At 61.3% G+C, this 14664-nt stretch carries 19 protein-coding genes and 1 pseudogene; 11 read left to right on the top strand and 9 right to left on the bottom strand.

What is annotated here, in order from left to right; all coding sequences use genetic code 11:
• Positions 1–31: 31 nt before the first annotated feature.
• From ABT24_RS06995 to ABT24_RS06985, 3 genes are read left to right on the top strand one after another with little or no spacing between them, the layout of a single operon-like run.
• Positions 32–286 carry a type II toxin-antitoxin system HicA family toxin gene (locus tag ABT24_RS06995; protein ID WP_276730406.1) on the top strand — a complete coding sequence of 85 codons (255 nt, stop codon included), beginning with the start codon at positions 32–34 and terminating at the stop codon, positions 284–286.
• Entirely contained in the window at positions 283–621 is a 339-nt protein-coding gene (locus ABT24_RS06990) for a type II toxin-antitoxin system HicB family antitoxin (protein WP_276730409.1), read from the top strand. The genes ABT24_RS06995 and ABT24_RS06990 overlap by 4 nt, the downstream gene beginning before the upstream one ends.
• A 13-nt stretch (positions 622–634) precedes the next feature.
• Positions 635–943 carry a hypothetical protein gene (locus ABT24_RS06985; protein WP_276730413.1) on the top strand — a complete coding sequence of 103 codons (309 nt, stop codon included), beginning with the start codon at positions 635–637 and terminating at the stop codon, positions 941–943.
• Positions 944–1021: 78 nt separating this feature from the next.
• Here ABT24_RS06985 and ABT24_RS06980 read toward each other — a convergent pair whose 3' ends face one another.
• The 8 genes from ABT24_RS06980 to ABT24_RS06945 form a co-directional block, all read right to left on the bottom strand.
• A complete protein-coding gene (locus ABT24_RS06980; protein ID WP_276730416.1) occupies positions 1022–1468 on the bottom strand; it encodes a pilin in 447 nt (148 codons plus the stop codon).
• A 229-nt stretch (positions 1469–1697) separates the two neighbouring features.
• Positions 1698–2024 (bottom strand): hypothetical protein, encoded by a 327-nt coding sequence (locus tag ABT24_RS06975; RefSeq protein WP_276730418.1) that lies wholly within the window; start codon positions 2022–2024, stop codon positions 1698–1700.
• Positions 2018–2356: a hypothetical protein gene (locus ABT24_RS06970; protein ID WP_276730422.1), complete on the bottom strand. Its 339-nt coding sequence runs from the start codon at positions 2354–2356 to the stop codon at positions 2018–2020. Before ABT24_RS06970 ends, ABT24_RS06975 begins: the two co-directional genes overlap by 7 nt.
• Positions 2353–2526, bottom strand: coding sequence for a hypothetical protein (locus ABT24_RS06965; RefSeq protein ID WP_276730425.1), 174 nt, complete (start codon positions 2524–2526; stop codon positions 2353–2355). Before ABT24_RS06965 ends, ABT24_RS06970 begins: the two co-directional genes overlap by 4 nt.
• A 31-nt stretch (positions 2527–2557) precedes the next feature.
• Positions 2558–2809: a hypothetical protein gene (locus ABT24_RS06960; protein WP_276730428.1), complete on the bottom strand. Its 252-nt coding sequence runs from the start codon at positions 2807–2809 to the stop codon at positions 2558–2560.
• Positions 2810–2863: 54 nt separating this feature from the next.
• Complete coding sequence (locus ABT24_RS06955) at positions 2864–3463, bottom strand: hypothetical protein (RefSeq protein ID WP_286737585.1); 600 nt, start codon at positions 3461–3463, stop codon at positions 2864–2866.
• A gap of 11 nt (positions 3464–3474) precedes the next feature.
• Positions 3475–4308, bottom strand: coding sequence for a P-loop NTPase family protein (locus ABT24_RS06950; protein ID WP_286737584.1), 834 nt, complete (start codon positions 4306–4308; stop codon positions 3475–3477).
• Between the two features lie 74 nt (positions 4309–4382).
• Entirely contained in the window at positions 4383–5498 is a 1116-nt protein-coding gene (locus tag ABT24_RS06945) for a hypothetical protein (RefSeq protein WP_276730438.1), read from the bottom strand.
• A gap of 439 nt (positions 5499–5937) precedes the next feature.
• On the opposite strand from ABT24_RS06945, the gene ABT24_RS06940 reads away from it, so the two are divergent.
• The 7 genes from ABT24_RS06940 to ABT24_RS06910 all read left to right on the top strand — a co-directional run bounded on the left by ABT24_RS06940 (position 5938) and on the right by ABT24_RS06910 (position 13557).
• Positions 5938–8055 (top strand): AAA family ATPase, encoded by a 2118-nt coding sequence (locus tag ABT24_RS06940; RefSeq protein ID WP_276730439.1) that lies wholly within the window; start codon positions 5938–5940, stop codon positions 8053–8055.
• 80 nt (positions 8056–8135) lie between these two features.
• Positions 8136–9605, top strand: coding sequence for a DUF2779 domain-containing protein (locus tag ABT24_RS06935; RefSeq protein ID WP_276730444.1), 1470 nt, complete (start codon positions 8136–8138; stop codon positions 9603–9605).
• 73 nt (positions 9606–9678) lie between these two features.
• The gene (locus ABT24_RS06930) at positions 9679–10347 is read left to right on the top strand and encodes a hypothetical protein (RefSeq protein WP_276730448.1); all 669 of its coding nucleotides are present in this window, start codon (positions 9679–9681) and stop codon (positions 10345–10347) included.
• Between the two features lie 13 nt (positions 10348–10360).
• Complete coding sequence (locus tag ABT24_RS06925; protein ID WP_276730450.1) at positions 10361–10651, top strand: hypothetical protein; 291 nt, start codon at positions 10361–10363, stop codon at positions 10649–10651.
• Between the two features lie 77 nt (positions 10652–10728).
• Complete coding sequence (locus tag ABT24_RS06920) at positions 10729–11739, top strand: helix-turn-helix transcriptional regulator (RefSeq protein ID WP_276730453.1); 1011 nt, start codon at positions 10729–10731, stop codon at positions 11737–11739.
• A 97-nt stretch (positions 11740–11836) separates the two neighbouring features.
• Positions 11837–13222, top strand: coding sequence for a DUF4352 domain-containing protein (locus ABT24_RS06915; RefSeq protein WP_276730455.1), 1386 nt, complete (start codon positions 11837–11839; stop codon positions 13220–13222).
• A 38-nt stretch (positions 13223–13260) separates the two neighbouring features.
• Positions 13261–13557 carry an ATP-dependent Clp protease adaptor ClpS gene (locus ABT24_RS06910; protein WP_276730457.1) on the top strand — a complete coding sequence of 99 codons (297 nt, stop codon included), beginning with the start codon at positions 13261–13263 and terminating at the stop codon, positions 13555–13557.
• A 136-nt stretch (positions 13558–13693) separates the two neighbouring features.
• On the opposite strand, the pseudogene ABT24_RS15645 reads toward ABT24_RS06910, so the two are convergent.
• A pseudogene (locus tag ABT24_RS15645) lies at positions 13694–13822 on the bottom strand (4-hydroxythreonine-4-phosphate dehydrogenase PdxA); the annotation flags it as partial.
• On the opposite strand from ABT24_RS15645, the gene ABT24_RS06900 reads away from it, so the two are divergent.
• On the top strand, positions 13821–14258 hold the full coding sequence (locus ABT24_RS06900) for a hypothetical protein (protein ID WP_276730459.1): 438 nt from the start codon (positions 13821–13823) through the stop codon (positions 14256–14258). The pseudogene ABT24_RS15645 and the gene ABT24_RS06900 sit on opposite strands and share 2 nt — an antisense overlap.
• The last annotated feature ends 406 nt before the right edge of the window (positions 14259–14664 follow it).

Here is a 14664-nt window from a genome sequence, read left to right as displayed (position 1 = left end):
ATGTGCTATCTTATTTTGCTATCATGTCTGCATGAACAGCAAGCAAAAGAAGACGCTTGACGCGATCTTTTCCAGCCCGGTCAATGGCAACCTGGAATGGTCTCGCATCGAGGCGCTGCTTGTTGCCGTGGGCTGCCGCGTCATCGAAGGTAGCGGGTCATCGGTGACATTCGAAAAGGATGGATTACGGGCCTATTTTCATCGGCCTCACCCTGAGAAAGAGGCGTTGCGGTACCGCGTCAGACTGGTGCGGGAGTATCTGGAAAAGATTGGAGTGACCCCATGAACAACGTCATGACGTACAAGGGCTATGCGGCGAGCATGACCTATGACCCGGATGACAAAATCCTGGTCGGGCGCGTGCTGGACATCGCTGACATCATCGGCTTTCACGGAGAGTCCGTTGCCGAGTTCGAGGCGGCGTTTCACTGCGCGATTGACGACTACATCTCGGCCTGCGCCAAGCTAGAACAGCCGCCAGAAAAGCCAGCGTCAGGCAAGTTGATGCTGCGGATCGACCCCAGCATTCATGCGGCGGCGGCCAAGGCTGCTGCGCGCGAGGGGCAGAGCATGAACAAGTGGGTCGCCAAAGTGCTGTCGGCAGCCACGGCGCACCGGTAATCAAAGGATCCCCGTGACCACCATCAAGCTGTTCTGGTCTTACTTCCGCAACGCCATGGGCGTGATTCTCTTGCTTTGGCCTCTCGCGCTGGCCGCCTGGGTGTTCGACGCAGCGCTGCGTCTCGGCGATGCGGGCGGCCTGTGGCTGGCGATCCTGGGCGCCGGGGCCGTGCTGGTGTTCTTCCGATCCTATTGGCGATCCTGGGCGATCCTCTTGCCCGCAGGCTGGCGCCTGATCCGCTCCTTTGGTGGGCGATCTGGCGCGCATGGCCAACCGCAGGATTCAGGCAGGCCTGGGCCGCATCCGAACAGACTGGAATGATCTACGCCGCGCGATGAAATAAACGTGACGCCGCACAAAAAACCCCGCCGAAGCGGGGCTGTGGTTAAGCCTTGGCGGTCACGGGCAGTCGCCTTCGCCCGAGCCTTCACCACGGTTGCCGCCGTCGCAGATGGTGCCCGTGTTCGCCCAGGTCATGGACGTGGAGCCCATAGTCGGGGTGTCGATCACGGTCAGCGCAACACCACCCGACGTCGTCGCGGCGCTGGTGGCGTTGATCACGCCGTTGGCACCCAGAGTCGGGTTGACCACGTTGGCTGTTGCGGTGATGGCGGCGGGAAGGCCATTGCTACCCAGGGTGCCGCAGGCGCTCAGAGTGCCTTTGGTCTGGGCGCACAGCGCAACGGCCGTCTTGACCGAGTTCAGCTCGGACATGGTGGCCGCCGCGTGCGTGCGGCTGGTGTAGTTGCCGTACATCGGGATGGCGATGGCGGCCAGGATGCCGATGATCGCAACCACGATCATCAGTTCGATCAGGGTGAAACCCTGTTGGACTTGCTTCTTCATTTTGACTCTCCGTAAAGCGCAGCGACGTGCTGCTGTGTGCTGTGAGCACACGGCAAGACGCCCCGGCACGGCAGGCGGGGAGAATGTCAAGGGATAAGTCTAGGGCGCCCCAGGCGCCGGGCTGGTGCGGCGGGTGGCTGGGTCTGAGGGGCAGGATTGTTGACCGCCCGAGCCCGGTCCAACATGGTCTTGGACAGACCCAACAGCCGAGTCGCCCCCTCGGTGTTGATCAGCATTTTTGTACCTCCGGCATGAATGGGTTCGCCCACGGCGCCCCGGCGAGCGTTGCACTGCAGGCCGCGTGCATGACATCCTCCCAGGCGGCCGGGGGCTGGCCCTTCATGTAATCCCGCAGCACATCATCAAGGAACTCCATGGCGACCTCATCCCCATGCAATCCAGCCAGCCGGGCCGGGTGGGCCAGCAGGAAGTCGCAGCTTTGTTGATACAGAGCGCTGCCTGCGAGCCACAGGGCCTCAGCATCGGTCGCTGTGGCGAGGTGGAAAAAGTCTTTGACCTCCCCGAGGTCCACGGGGGTAAGGGTTTTGATCAGCATGGCGCCTCCTCTTTGACCAGTCCGTCCAGGAATTGATCGATTCCAATGCCCTGGCAGACCATCGCCAGCGCCTCCTCTTGTGTAGGGGCGAGCCTGATTTCGGCGGTCTCGGGGTCGATGCCGAGGCGCTGGGCGAACCACAGCGCATCGGCACGATCGCCTTCGCCGAAGAGCGGGATGTGCCCATCCATCTCCCATTGCAGCGCCTTCACGGCCAGCCAGGCCAGGGCGACGGCAAACTCAGGGCCAACCGCGGTCACAAAGTTGGCCATGCTGGTTTGACTCAGGGCCAGCAAGAGGCGGCCCCATTGTTCAATGCTCAATTCCTTCATTTTTGTGCTCCTTGCTGCTGCGCCGCCTGGGCGGCATTCTGGGTTGCCTTGGCCACCATCGCCGCGGTGGCGGCGTTGGTTTGGGAGGCTTCATAAACCATGGTGCCCATGCCCCCCAGGGCCAGCAGAGATAGGGCTGCTGCGGCGATCTTTCCGGTGAGTGAGTCCATGCTGTTACTCCTTTGTGTTGCCAAAATTCCGTCACAACCTCTGCATGAGCTGTTCCAACAACTCGACGGATGAATGAATTTGCATCACTCTCTGGGCGACGTCGGGCGGCAGAGTCTCCCGATCGAGCATTCCGATGGCGATCTGGTCATCAAGCCAGTCGGCATCCTCATCGCTGATCGCGATGTCATTGCCGTAGGACCACGCGGCGAGAATCTCGAGTAAGGCAACGCTGTGGTGCGCCTCATCACCGAGCCGCGCAGGTCTGATTATTTGTTGCGTCATGTCCAGGTCCTTCGGTAGCTTGGTTGTTTGGTTATGGATCGGACCGGCACGGGATCATCGCCTGCCTCTGTCCTGTTCGGCCTGCAACTGTCGAATCTGCATCTGCATCTGCTGCATGACAGGCTGATCGCGCCACTCCACTTGCTTGCCGCCCCACCAGTAACCCGCAATCGCAACCAGCAGCGCCGCAGCAACCGCGGCGGCGACCTGCCACGAAAACAGCGTGTCGGACACCGCACCGCGGATCGCCTCGTGGGCCTCCTTGGCGTCCATCTTCACCACCCGGTCCGCCAGGGCTGACTCGAACGCGGGCAGGGTGGCCCTGGTGATCGCCTGTGCGATCTTGGCGGCGTTGACTTCCGGGGCGGGCACGTCGATGTCGCTGGCGTCGATGTGCGGGCCGATGAGCTTGCCCAGCCTCTCCGCATCAATACCTCCCGTGGTGACGTTCTGGATCGCCCGCAGCAGGGCTTCCTGATCGACACGGGCCTGCTCGCGGCGGTTGGACAGGAAGTAAATCGGCAGGATCACGCCCCACTGGCTATCGTTGTCGTCGAACTGGGGGGCCAGCCGGATCGAGTCAATCTCGGCTTGCTGGTGCGAGGACAGGCCCTCCGGCGCGAAGCGCTCGATCAGATCGGAATAGATGCTCATGGGCGCGCTCCTTAGATGTCTTCACTGTCGGGATGAACGGCGAATCCGCCAGGCGCTGGGCCTTCCGGCTCTCCCGGTTGCTCCGGTTCCTCCCCGAGGGCTTCCTGCTCCATCTCGGCCAGGCGCGCTCCGGTGATGCCGCGAAAGGTCTTCACCGCAATCAGGGACCCCATGCCAAGACGCTTGCCTCCGTTGACCGCACCGTGGAGCGCGGCGTGATGCAGCGGCGTGCGCGACAACTCGGACGCCACGAAGGGGGTGAGCACCGGCATCTCGATTTCGCGCCAACCGTTTGCGAGCGCCTGCGTGCGCGTCTCACTCGTGTTCCAGTGCACAAACTTGTCCCGCGTGCCGTGGCGCATGTTCAGGATGACAAACCCCTGGCCGTAGAACTTGGGGAATTGGTTGAATCGATCCTGCAACTGCCGTACCGACTCATAATCGGTGCCGATTACCCACACATGCACGGCATTCAGCGCCGCCATCACCTCGGTGACTTCGCCAGCACGGGCAATCGCCAGACCGGCCCCGGCTGGCAGCGAAAACACGATCCGGTTTTCCTCGTCTTCCGGCCAGTCCTGAACCAGCCGGAAGACTTCATCCCCGACGGAAATCCATTGCTCGGGCGTTTCGATGCCGCGCATCAGGATGGACACATCGCAATCGCCGACGCGCTCGGAAATGAACCCGCCCTTGCCGCACACGTCCTGATTCGATTCATCCGCATCAACGACCAGCAGGCGCCCGATCGGGCGCGGCAGCTTGAAGCGCTCGGACTGCATCAGCATGTCGGCCAGGGCGCGCGCGGTGAAGCTCTTGCCCACGCCGCCCTTGTCGCCATCCACGAAATAGGTTTTGATCATCACGATCTCCAGTTGTCAGGTACACAACCAGATATGCGCGGGTGCGGCACGGCGCTTCAATAGGGGATGCCGTTCCTGATCTGCTCCTGTATCGAGTAATCGATGTCGCGCAATGACCTTGCTAGGCACGCCGTGTCGTCATGTCGGATTCCGCCGACCTGATACTTGCCGTTCTTGTCAAAGACGACCACGTTGTTCCCGTCGGCACGCAGTGTCAGTCCGTACTTTTTGATCCGATCCCGCGCCTGCGCGTCGTGCACCGGCAGGTAGCCCTTCTCGCTGTTCTCCATCGGAACCGCCTCCGGTGGCCACCATGGCTCGTCGTAGGTCGGGCGGCCATCGCCGGTGAGTCGCTTGAACGCATACGGTTGGCCCGTCTTTGGGTCCACGGGCGCGGATTTGTCCCATAGTTTTTCCAGCCAGACCTGCGCTTCGGGAGACAGCTCATCGGGTTTGACCTGGGTCGGATGCCGGCCGCCGAATTGGGCGTCGATCCACTTCTTGGCGATCTCCGCGCGCTCCGTGTGCGTCAACTCGCCGCGCGGGATGTCTGGGAACGGCACGGGTGATGGGGGCGCTGAGGGGCTAGCCGGGGCCGGCGCGGGCGCTTGTTTCACGGCGGGCGCAGGAGGCGGCGGAGATGCGTGCACGGCGGGATGGGCGACGCCGGCATCTTTCTTTGCCCCTTGGGGTTGGGGTGCGGACTTCACGCCTCGCTGAAGCGGCGACAGCCCATTTTCGGCGTGAATGATGCCCAGATGCCGAACGAGATGGGTTCTTTTGATGGCGAAGCCGTCGTCCCGCAGGGCCGCGGCGATGTCTTCCAGCGTCAGCCCAGCCGCCAGATGCTTCTCGATAACCGGGAAAAGGACGCGCACGAGCGACCCTGGCGACAAGCGCTGCGGATCTTGCAGCCGCCGTGTCAGCGTCGCGTCCGCGCGCTGGCGAATGCTCTCAGTCAGATCTTCGAAATCTTGTGCGTCCATCGATTGCCTCACGGATAAGGGCTTGCATAGATATATCGACAGGCGGCACGACACCGGCGCGGTTTGAATCGACAGGAGTGAGGAGCGCACCGACAGGAATTCAAAGCGATCTGACAGGAACTCAAAACGCATCGACAGGCGCGCGGATTCAATCGACAGGAATTCAAATCCAATCGACAGGTGCACTGACAGGTTTCAAAGGTTGTCCGACAGGCGTATCGACAGGCGCACATATTCAATCGACAGCCGTAACAATTCAAAGCCGTCGTAGAGAAGTAAGTGCAGGGTAGGGGGCCGTGACCACAAGCCTCGAAAACCTGCGCACTGGCGTGCTTGGTTTCCTTCGTTTGTGTCCCGTCCCCACCTGCTCAGGCTCCGCCCGAGACCCGAAAGGCAGCGTTCTCGGCCGCGCCTTGAACGCCAAAAGACAAGGCAACGGCATCCGCCTACCCGATGCGGCGGCGCAAAACCGGGGGCAACGGAAATCTGCCCCTGATCCTCAGTGCTGTCGCACCCCAGCCCTTTCCCTGAGCAACCCCGAAGTCCCGGCGCAAAGAATTGCCCTATCGCGACATATTCTGTCGCAATTACCCCGCACAATGTTCTCACACCCCCGGAGAACAGCATGCGACACAGCCGCCCCAGCCTCGATCACGCGCCCGCGCACGACCGCGGCACCCTTGACCCTTGCGTGCGACTGTGGATGCTGCGCATTCTCGTGCCCATGGGTGGGCTGGGTCGGCTGGCTCGCGAGTTCGGCGGCATACCGCGGGATGTGCTGATGCGCATTGGCATCGATCCCGATGTCGTCGACGATGCGGCCACCTGGGACGTGCAGATTCGCCAGGCCATCGTCCCGCTCCGCAAGCTGCATACGCAGGCCGAGCGCCAAATCCACCACGCGTCGCTTCCCGAGGCGCTGGTCAGCAATGTGGTCCGACTGGCCACACTGGCAGACCTGACCGCAACAGAGTGCCGCATTCTCGAATTTGCCTGCATGCTGCACGCCATCCGAGAGTTGGACGATGTGGCCGATGCGCTGGGCCTCCTGAGCATCGCGCACACGCAGCGGGCGTTGGAGCAATTGCTCCAACTGCCCGGGCAGGAGGTGAAGGCAGCGATGTCTCCCCGCGGAGCGCTGGCCCGTTGCGGTCTGCTCACCTTCGGCCAGATGCGCGGCACGCTGAAATCGCAGTTGGACCTGGTCTCGGGGCGCTTTGCCGACGCCCTGCTTGAACCTGATGCGGAACCCTTGTCACTGCTGCGCGACATCCTCATCCCGAGCCAGCCGGCCACACTTCAGTTGCATGACTATCCGCATCTGGGCGCGAACCTGCCGATGCTGCAGAACTACCTGATCGAGGCGCAGGCACAGCATCGCCCTGCGGTCAACATCTTGCTCTATGGCCCGCCGGGCACCGGCAAAACCGAACTCAGCCGCACCCTGGCCCAGTCTCTGGACTGCGCACTGTATGAAATCTCGACCGAAGACGAAGACGGCGATCCGATTGACGGCGTGGCCCGCCTGCGCGCCTACCGCGCTGCGCAACGCTTTCTGGAACGTAGCCGCGTAATGATTCTGTTCGACGAAATCGAAGATGTATTCCACGGCGGGCATCAACCCTCGATGTTCAGCGACACCTTTCGCGGCACCCACGGCCTCGAACGCAAGGGCTGGATGCACAAGACGCTGGAAAGCAACCCGGTACCGACGTTCTGGCTGACCAATGCCGTGAACAGTCTGGACCCCGCGTTCATCCGTCGCTTTGACTTTGCCCTGGAGCTGCCGGTGCCGCCGCTGCCCGTGCGCGAGAAAATTGCCTGGGCTTGCGTAGGAGAGCGGGCCGACCGCGCTACTTTGCAGGCTCTGGCGTCGAGCGATGAATTGGCACCCGCCGTGCTCACCCGCGCGGCCACGGTGTTGCAAACCATCGAACATCGGCTGCCCGAAGGCCAGGCCAGCGCCGCCCTGCTGCAACTCGTGAACAACACGCTGCAGGCGCAAGGTCATCACCCCGTCAAGGCACGCGATCCCAACCGCCTGCCGGATACCTACGACCCCGCCTTCGTCCATGCCGACACCGACTTGAGCAAACTGGCCGACGGCATCGCACAAGTCGGCAGCGCGCGGCTGTGCCTGTATGGCCCACCCGGCACGGGCAAAACCGCCTATGCCCGCTGGCTGGCGCTGCGGCTGGGACGTCCACTGCTGGTCAAACGCGCATCTGATCTGCTCAGCAAGTGGGTGGGCGAGAGCGAACAACACATTGCGCGGGCCTTCCGGGAGGCGCAATCCGCCCGGGCCGTGCTGCTCATCGACGAGGTGGACAGCTTTCTGCAGGAGCGACGCGGCGCCCTGCGCTCCTGGGAAGTCACCCAGGTCAACGAAATGCTCACGCAAATGGAAGCGTATGACGGGGTGTTCATCGCCACCACCAATTTGATGGACGGCCTGGACCCGGCAGCGCTGCGGCGCTTTGACCTCAAAGCCAAGTTCGACTATCTGCGCCCGGAGCAAAGCCAAGCCTTGCTGCAAGCGCATTGCCTGGATCTGGGGCTGGACTGCACCGAGAGCGCTCAGCGTGCGGTCAAACGCCTGCCCAGCCTGACACCGGGGGACTTCGCCGCCGTCACGCGGCGTCACCGCTTCGCGCCCCTGCCAGATTCCGCGGCCCTGGTGCGGGCACTGGCGGATGAATGCAGCATGAAAGATGCACCCAAAAGCGTGGTGGGGTTTGTATGAGGCTGCAGCCTCCTCCCCCACAGATACCCTCTTGACTGCCTCAGATCTTCCCTCGCACTCACACGACATTGAGAATCACCATGCCGCCCGGATTGTCCAAGTCACGCATCATCAGCCACCGCCAATGTCCCAAGCGTCTTTGGCTGCAGATCAACCGCCCAGATTTGCTGGACGATTCTGCGAATCAAACGGTATTCGCTGTCGGCAATACTGTCGGCACACTCGCCCGTGACATGATTCCCGATGGCGTGCTGATCGACGTCAACGATCTGCGCGAAGCCCTGCGCCAAACCCACCAAGCTCTGACCGCCAAGCCCCGGCGTGTGCTGTTCGAGGCTACCGTGGAGCACGATGGCGTACTGGTGCAGGCCGACGTTCTGGCCCCGCTACCGCGCGGCTGGCACATGATTGAGGTGAAATCGTCCAGTTCACTCAAGAACTATCACATCGAGGACGCTGCCATTCAGAGTTGGGTTCTACGACAGGCAGGCATTCCCTTGGCGGCCGAATCCATCGCCGTCGTTGACACCGCATTTGTCTACCCCGGCCACGAGCAATATGCCGGATTACTGCGGCAGGAGGAGATCACCCGGGAGGTGGCCGAACTTCGGGGGGAGATACCGCAATGGGTCGCCGCAGCACGCAAAACCCTGACCAGCAAAAAAGCGCCTCGCATCGAACCCGGGCCGCAGTGTAATGATCCTTTCCCCTGTCCGTTTACGGGGCATTGCATCCCACCGACCGAGGGCTATCCGGTCGACATCCTGCCCTACGGCGGAAACCTTCCTGCGCAATTGCGCGCCGAAGGCTATAGCGATCTGCGCGACGTGCCCAAGGGCCGCCTGAGCAAGCCGCGACATCTGCAGGTTTGGAAAGCATCGCGCACTGGCAAGGCCGTGATCGATCCGGTGCTGCCGCAGAACCTGCGCGCCCTGGGCTATCCGCGCACCTATATGGACTTCGAGAGCCTCAACCCCGCCGTGCCGATCTGGCCGGGCACCCGGCCCTATCAGCAGATCGTGTTCCAGTGGTCCTGCCATCGGCAAACCCGCGATGGACGTGTCACCCATCATGAATTCTTGGCCGAGGGTCAGCAAGACCCGCGCCACGATTTTGTCGCCACCTTGCTGGATGCCGTGGGTCGCACCGGACCCGTACTGGTCTGGAACGACGTCTTCGAGAAAACCCGTCTACGAGAGCTTGCTGAACTCTTTCCTGAGTTCGCCCCCCGCATCAACGCGCTGATTGCGCGAATCGTCGATTTGCTGCCGCTGTTTCGCAAGCATTACTACCACCCCGCCATGATGGGCTCCACCTCCCTCAAGGCCGTACTGCCGACCATCGCGCCCGATCTTGCCTATGACAACCTCGAAGTCACGAATGGAACGATGGCGCAGGAGGTTTTTGAACGCATATTGTTACAAGACTTCCAAAAAAATGAGCGAAAATCTCTAAAGCAAGCACTCCTCAAGTACTGCGAGCGGGATACTGAGGCGTTGATGCAAATCGTAGATAATTTCAAGGATATTAAATATGGCGCGCATAAGTGACGAGGCAAGAATATTGTGGCTCCTTAAAGAGCAAGGCCGATCATCGAATCGGTATGTAAGATCATCCCTTAATATGTCAGACGATCGTTACAACGATATTAGAAATAAATTGATCACTCAGGGATTGGCGGAAAAAGTCAAGGGACAGGGCGGGGGGATACAACTAACCAAAAAAGGTTACGAAAAGGATACAATCAAGGAATTTTCATCATCAGTATCTAAAGAAAAAGACCTATACGCACCCTTTCTAAAAATCATTGAAGACGAGGCAATTGAAAATGATGAAAGCGCGCTAACTATAGATACCAGCGCCTTAAGGCGAGGAGGAAAATGGACTAACCCCGATATTACCAAGGTGTCAGTTCAGACTTTTCCTATACTTAATAAAAAGAATGTCATAATTACCACATTCGAGTTAAAACAATGGGGAAGATGGAATGTTGAGGCAGCATTTGAGTCTGCCTCGCACAGAAGATTTTCTCATCAAGCATTTGTGGTTTTAGAGTGGGCTAAGGAGCAAGAATTAATGGGTCTTGATGAAATGGCAGCAGCCTGTGGTCGCTTTGGTATTGGTCTTATTATTATGAAACCATATTATAGCAGCTTTAAGCTGGAGAAAATAATAGACGCCACACCCAATACACCAACCGATGGTGATATTGAGGACTACCTGGAATACATCCTCGAAAAATCAGAATTAAAACAAAAATTTCAAAATATGATGAGCCCGAAGGTTCTATAGTTAAATCATTTAGATGGCCATAAAACCTACCCTAAAGCCCATCACCGGCGCCGCGCTCTACGTCATTTACGCCATCGTTTCCTACGAAGAATGCCGTGACGAGCGCGGCGAGTTGACCTTCGAGGAAATATGTTCGGGCTATCACGTGTTCGCCGGGCGGGAGTCGGTGTATTTCACCCCGTCGCTGGGGGATGCCACCGCTTTCATCGAGCATCAACTCGAGGCCTTTGCAGCCCGAATGCGTGAGTCCCAATACCAGCGGGAGCAGGCGCTGCTGGCGCGGCCCGGCCATGCGGCGGTTTGAGGCTTTTACCAGCATGCACATGCATTGGCGACGAATCCAGGTTCTGGTCACACGAGCCTCCAATCTTTTTTGAGCCCATGCCCAAGGCCAACGCTAATCAGACGCTCGCGCGCCAGTGGGAACTGCTCAAGCTGCTTCCCTCCCGTCAACCTGGCATCACCGCATCGGAGTTGACCGGCCGGCTCGCCAAACTCGGATACGCCACTTCCAAACGCACCATCGAGCGCGACCTCAACGATTTGGTGGGTCTTTTTGGATTTGCCTGCAACGACAAGGGCAACCCTTATGGCTGGTACTGGATGCCTGGGCGGTCGCTCGACCTGCCCGGATTGAGTTTGAGTGATGCCCTGTCGCTGCGCGTGGTGGAAGACGCCCTGCGCCCCCTGTTGCCAGCCGCGATGTTGCAGGTCATCGAGCCCCGGCTGCAACTAGCCCGCAACAAGTTGGCGGCGCTGGCGCCTGACAACACCTCGGCGCGCTGGGCCGACAAGGTGCGCACCGTACCGGCGGCTCTGCCCCTGTTGCCGCCCCAGCTCGTAGAGGGAGTCCTCGATCGGGTGCAGGATGCCTTGCTCCGGGAAGTGACGATGGCGGTGCAGTACCTCCGCGCTGGAGGGAGCGAACCCAAGTCGCTGACTCTGCACCCCTTGGCCCTGGTGCAGCGCGGCCCGGTGAGCTATCTGGTGGCCTCGGCGTTCGACTACCCGGACGTGCGCCTGTACGCGCTGCACCGGCTGCGCCAGGTTGAGGTGCTCGAAGCCCCAGTGCACCCCCCGCCCGGTTTTGATCTGGAGGCCTATATGGCCTCCGGAGCGCTGCAGTTCGGCAGCGGCAAGCCGCTCAAACTGCGTTTGCGGCTCACCGAGTCGCTGGCGGCGCTGCTGCAAGAAACTCCCATGACCCTTGACCAGACCCTCAGCACTGCGCGCGGCGGGGTGCGCACGCTGCGCGCCACCGTGCCTGACACTTGGCAGCTGCACTGGTGGCTGTTGAGTCATGCTGATGAAGTCGTGGTTCAGGCCCCCAAGGCGCTGCGCGACGCGCTTGCGGTGCGCATTGCGAGCGCGGCTGATCTCTACGGCGTTTGACCCGCCTTCTTTCGCCCGTCGGTTTGCGACGTATGGCGTCGCACCCTCCCCGAACAATGGCAGCGTTCTGATGGAGAACGCAACACCGGAGTTCTACATGAAAAAGGCTGGGGGCATCTTGGGCATCATTGGGGGCGTGTTCAGCGTAGTCGCCGCGCTGGTCACCTTGTTCATCGGCGGGGTCGGCGGCGCGTTCCAGGCCAGCGGAGCCGACACCGTCATCGGACTGGGCTGGGGCGGACTGGCCTTCGCGTTGCTCACCATCATTTTCGGCGCGGTAAGCCTGGGCGCGCGCTCGCGCACGCCTGGCGTGTTGCTGTCGCTGAGCGCGCTGGGGGGCGCGATTCTGGGCGGCACCATGGTGGCCGTCTGCATGGTGTTGGCGCTGGTGGGCGGCCTGCTCGCTGCGCTCGGCGCCAAGCCGGAGCCTGTCGGAGCGCCCTTGGCTCCTGCGGCCATCCCCGCGCGGCGGCGTGGCAAGCCGGGGAAGATGCTGGGCGTGGTGGGTGCTGTCGTGGTGGTGGGTCTGGTGGCTATCGGGCTTGCGAGCAAACCGGGGCATCGCGCCAGCCAGACGGCTTCAAGCACCCCAACGACGGTAGCGTCAACCGGGCAAACACAGGAGCCTGCGGCAACAGAATCGATGCCTGCAGCCGCGGCATCGTCATCCCCACCTCCCGCATTTCAAGTGGGAGAGACCTTCGCCACCCAGCGGTTTCACGTCACCCTCACCTCCGCTACGGTGAAGCACAGCGTGGGCGACCTGCTCACCAGCAAGGCGCCCGCTGGGGCAGAGTATGTCGCCGTGGCCTGGCGCTACACCAACCGCTCGTCGGCGCCGATTTCGGTGTTTGCGGTACCCAGCCTGCATCTGCTCGACGCGCAGGGGCATCGCTACGACGCCGATCTGGAAGCCTCCAGCTTCTATGCCGCGCAGATTCAGGCCAGCGCCAAGGCACTCAGCGACGTGAATCCCGGCATCACCCTGACCGACGGCGCGGTGTTCGAAGTCAGCACCGCACAGTTCAATCCAGCCACCTGGACGTTGCAGGTGCATGTGGACGGGCAGGATGTGATCGTGCGCTTTCCGCCGCAGACGGTTGCCGGTGTGGCAACTGCATCACCACAGCCTGTCGCATCAGTCGCCTCTGAGCCGCAGACGGCCGCGGCAACTGCATCCACATCTGCAGCAATGACGGCAGAACAGACGCCCGTGGAAGGAAAGGACATGGCGCTATCGGGCACGATCGCCATCGGCCATGGCAAGTTCGCAGCGGGCCGATACACCTACCTTCATGCCGATCAGCCGTTCATCTCGCCCTGTGGCGAGGGCGCTGTCCAGGATGTGATGCTGTGGAACCCTGAGGTTGGCGACAGCCTCATCCTGCAGCAATTTGCTGGCCAGCATGTGGTGTTGCATGGGGTCATCAACTGCCCGATGTCGGGCATCCAGTTTTCGCCAGATTCCGCCTCGCAGCCCTGAAGCTTGCGACCACACCTTCAACCGATCAGGAGATCCCGATGAACCCACTCGAAGCCACCAAGAACGAGGTCGAACTGCAGCGGCCCATGATGAAAACCCTCGTGATCCACAACGCTGATGACGTGAGTTTCCAGCAAGTCTGGGCTGTGCTCGGCCAGGCGATGCACTTCCCCATTCAGATCTGCCGCCAGATTGCCGTGCAGGCGCACCGGGACGGCACGGCCGACTTGTTCACGGCGAGCCGGGAAGTGGTCGAGGCCAGGCTGCATGTCTGCGAGCGGGTCGCCAGTGACGTGGGGTGTGAGCAGTTGCCGTTTTCTGTGCGGGATGCTTGACACGGCACTCCCTGTTTCCGCGCTCAGGTTATCGGAATGTGTAGCCAGGTGAGAACGCCTTCGGCGGCGCACAGGCAGGGGCAAGAACAATTGCTGCCCCCACGCATATCCAGGCATCGCCCCTATCTGGATACGCTTGAGCCGCTGCCAGCCGCCGCGCATACGCCAGTGCTGTTTGCAGGCTGGTGGGGTCTGCAATGCCCTGGCCCGCGATGTCAAACGCAGTGCCGTGATCGGGGCTGGCGCGCACGAACGGAAGTGCTATGAATAATGAACTCGATGAGCTGCTGTGCCAGAGTTACCCGCTGATCTTCGCCGAGCGGCATCTTTCGCAGATGCAAACCTGCATGTGCTGGGGGATCGCCTGTGGCGATGGCTGGTTCGACCTGATCGACGCCCTCTGCGAGCGCCTGCAATTTTGGACGGATCACAACAATGCACCGCAGGTAGTCGCCCGTCAGGTGAAGGAAAAATTCGGCACCTTGCGCTTCTACTCTCGCGAAGCTAACGAAACGCAGCGGGGAATGATCTACATGGCCGAGGCCATGTCTGCCCGCATCTGTGACCAGTGCGGCAGGCCGGGTCGGACGCTGGTGCATAAGCACGGGCACATGACCCGGTGCACGGAGCACGCCCCAGACGGCGCGATCACGTTGGAGGCATTCCTTGCACAGCGAAAAGAGCCGGGGATCGCGCCATGAGTACGTCCCCCATCGCTGAAACGGCACTGCAGCACAGCGGCCGGTCCCCTACAGGCTCCGTCCGCTGTGCCGCCGTTGGCCGGGGTCCATCAAGGTAAACATGCTGCTGAAAACCGTCTGGAATCAGCGGTGGCTTTGATGCGAATACGCGCTTTGGCCCCGGCGCACTGACCGTCGGCGCGCGCCTGGTGAACCTGCCGATCAGCCAGGACGGCGGGCTTCACATCAAAACGGCTGAATACCGCATCGGTTACGCGATGACGTTCTGATCGGCGCTTTGCCGCGCCAGCGTATATCCGAGTATCCCAACACATTCGGAGACGCCGAAATGACCAGCAGCAGACCGCCCAGTGCCGCTCGCACGAACGTGCCGCCACCGCATCACTGGGCCTCACCTCACTTTGCG

The sequence above is a fragment of the Thiomonas sp. SCN 64-16 genome (assembly GCF_001725585.1).
In the GTDB taxonomy this organism is placed as follows: domain Bacteria; phylum Pseudomonadota; class Gammaproteobacteria; order Burkholderiales; family Burkholderiaceae_C; genus Thiomonas; species Thiomonas arsenitoxydans.
Note: the sequence above shows the minus strand (reverse complement) of the source record. Positions and strands in the feature narration are given on the sequence as shown.

Coding starts and splice junctions, on each gene's coding strand:
- ABT24_RS06995 (WP_276730406.1), top strand. CDS start 32: ATGAACAGCAAGCAAAAGAAGACGCTTGACGCGATCTTTTCCAGCCCG.
- ABT24_RS06990 (WP_276730409.1), top strand. CDS start 283: ATGAACAACGTCATGACGTACAAGGGCTATGCGGCGAGCATGACCTAT.
- ABT24_RS06980 (WP_276730416.1), bottom strand. CDS start 1,468: ATGAAGAAGCAAGTCCAACAGGGTTTCACCCTGATCGAACTGATGATC.
- ABT24_RS06975 (WP_276730418.1), bottom strand. CDS start 2,024: ATGCTGATCAAAACCCTTACCCCCGTGGACCTCGGGGAGGTCAAAGAC.
- ABT24_RS06970 (WP_276730422.1), bottom strand. CDS start 2,356: ATGAAGGAATTGAGCATTGAACAATGGGGCCGCCTCTTGCTGGCCCTG.
- ABT24_RS06965 (WP_276730425.1), bottom strand. CDS start 2,526: ATGGACTCACTCACCGGAAAGATCGCCGCAGCAGCCCTATCTCTGCTG.
- ABT24_RS06960 (WP_276730428.1), bottom strand. CDS start 2,809: ATGACGCAACAAATAATCAGACCTGCGCGGCTCGGTGATGAGGCGCAC.
- ABT24_RS06955 (WP_286737585.1), bottom strand. CDS start 3,463: ATGAGCATCTATTCCGATCTGATCGAGCGCTTCGCGCCGGAGGGCCTG.
- ABT24_RS06940 (WP_276730439.1), top strand. CDS start 5,938: ATGCGACACAGCCGCCCCAGCCTCGATCACGCGCCCGCGCACGACCGC.
- ABT24_RS06935 (WP_276730444.1), top strand. CDS start 8,136: ATGCCGCCCGGATTGTCCAAGTCACGCATCATCAGCCACCGCCAATGT.
- ABT24_RS06930 (WP_276730448.1), top strand. CDS start 9,679: ATGTCAGACGATCGTTACAACGATATTAGAAATAAATTGATCACTCAG.
- ABT24_RS06925 (WP_276730450.1), top strand. CDS start 10,361: ATGGCCATAAAACCTACCCTAAAGCCCATCACCGGCGCCGCGCTCTAC.
- ABT24_RS06920 (WP_276730453.1), top strand. CDS start 10,729: ATGCCCAAGGCCAACGCTAATCAGACGCTCGCGCGCCAGTGGGAACTG.
- ABT24_RS06915 (WP_276730455.1), top strand. CDS start 11,837: ATGAAAAAGGCTGGGGGCATCTTGGGCATCATTGGGGGCGTGTTCAGC.
- ABT24_RS06910 (WP_276730457.1), top strand. CDS start 13,261: ATGAACCCACTCGAAGCCACCAAGAACGAGGTCGAACTGCAGCGGCCC.
- ABT24_RS06900 (WP_276730459.1), top strand. CDS start 13,821: ATGAATAATGAACTCGATGAGCTGCTGTGCCAGAGTTACCCGCTGATC.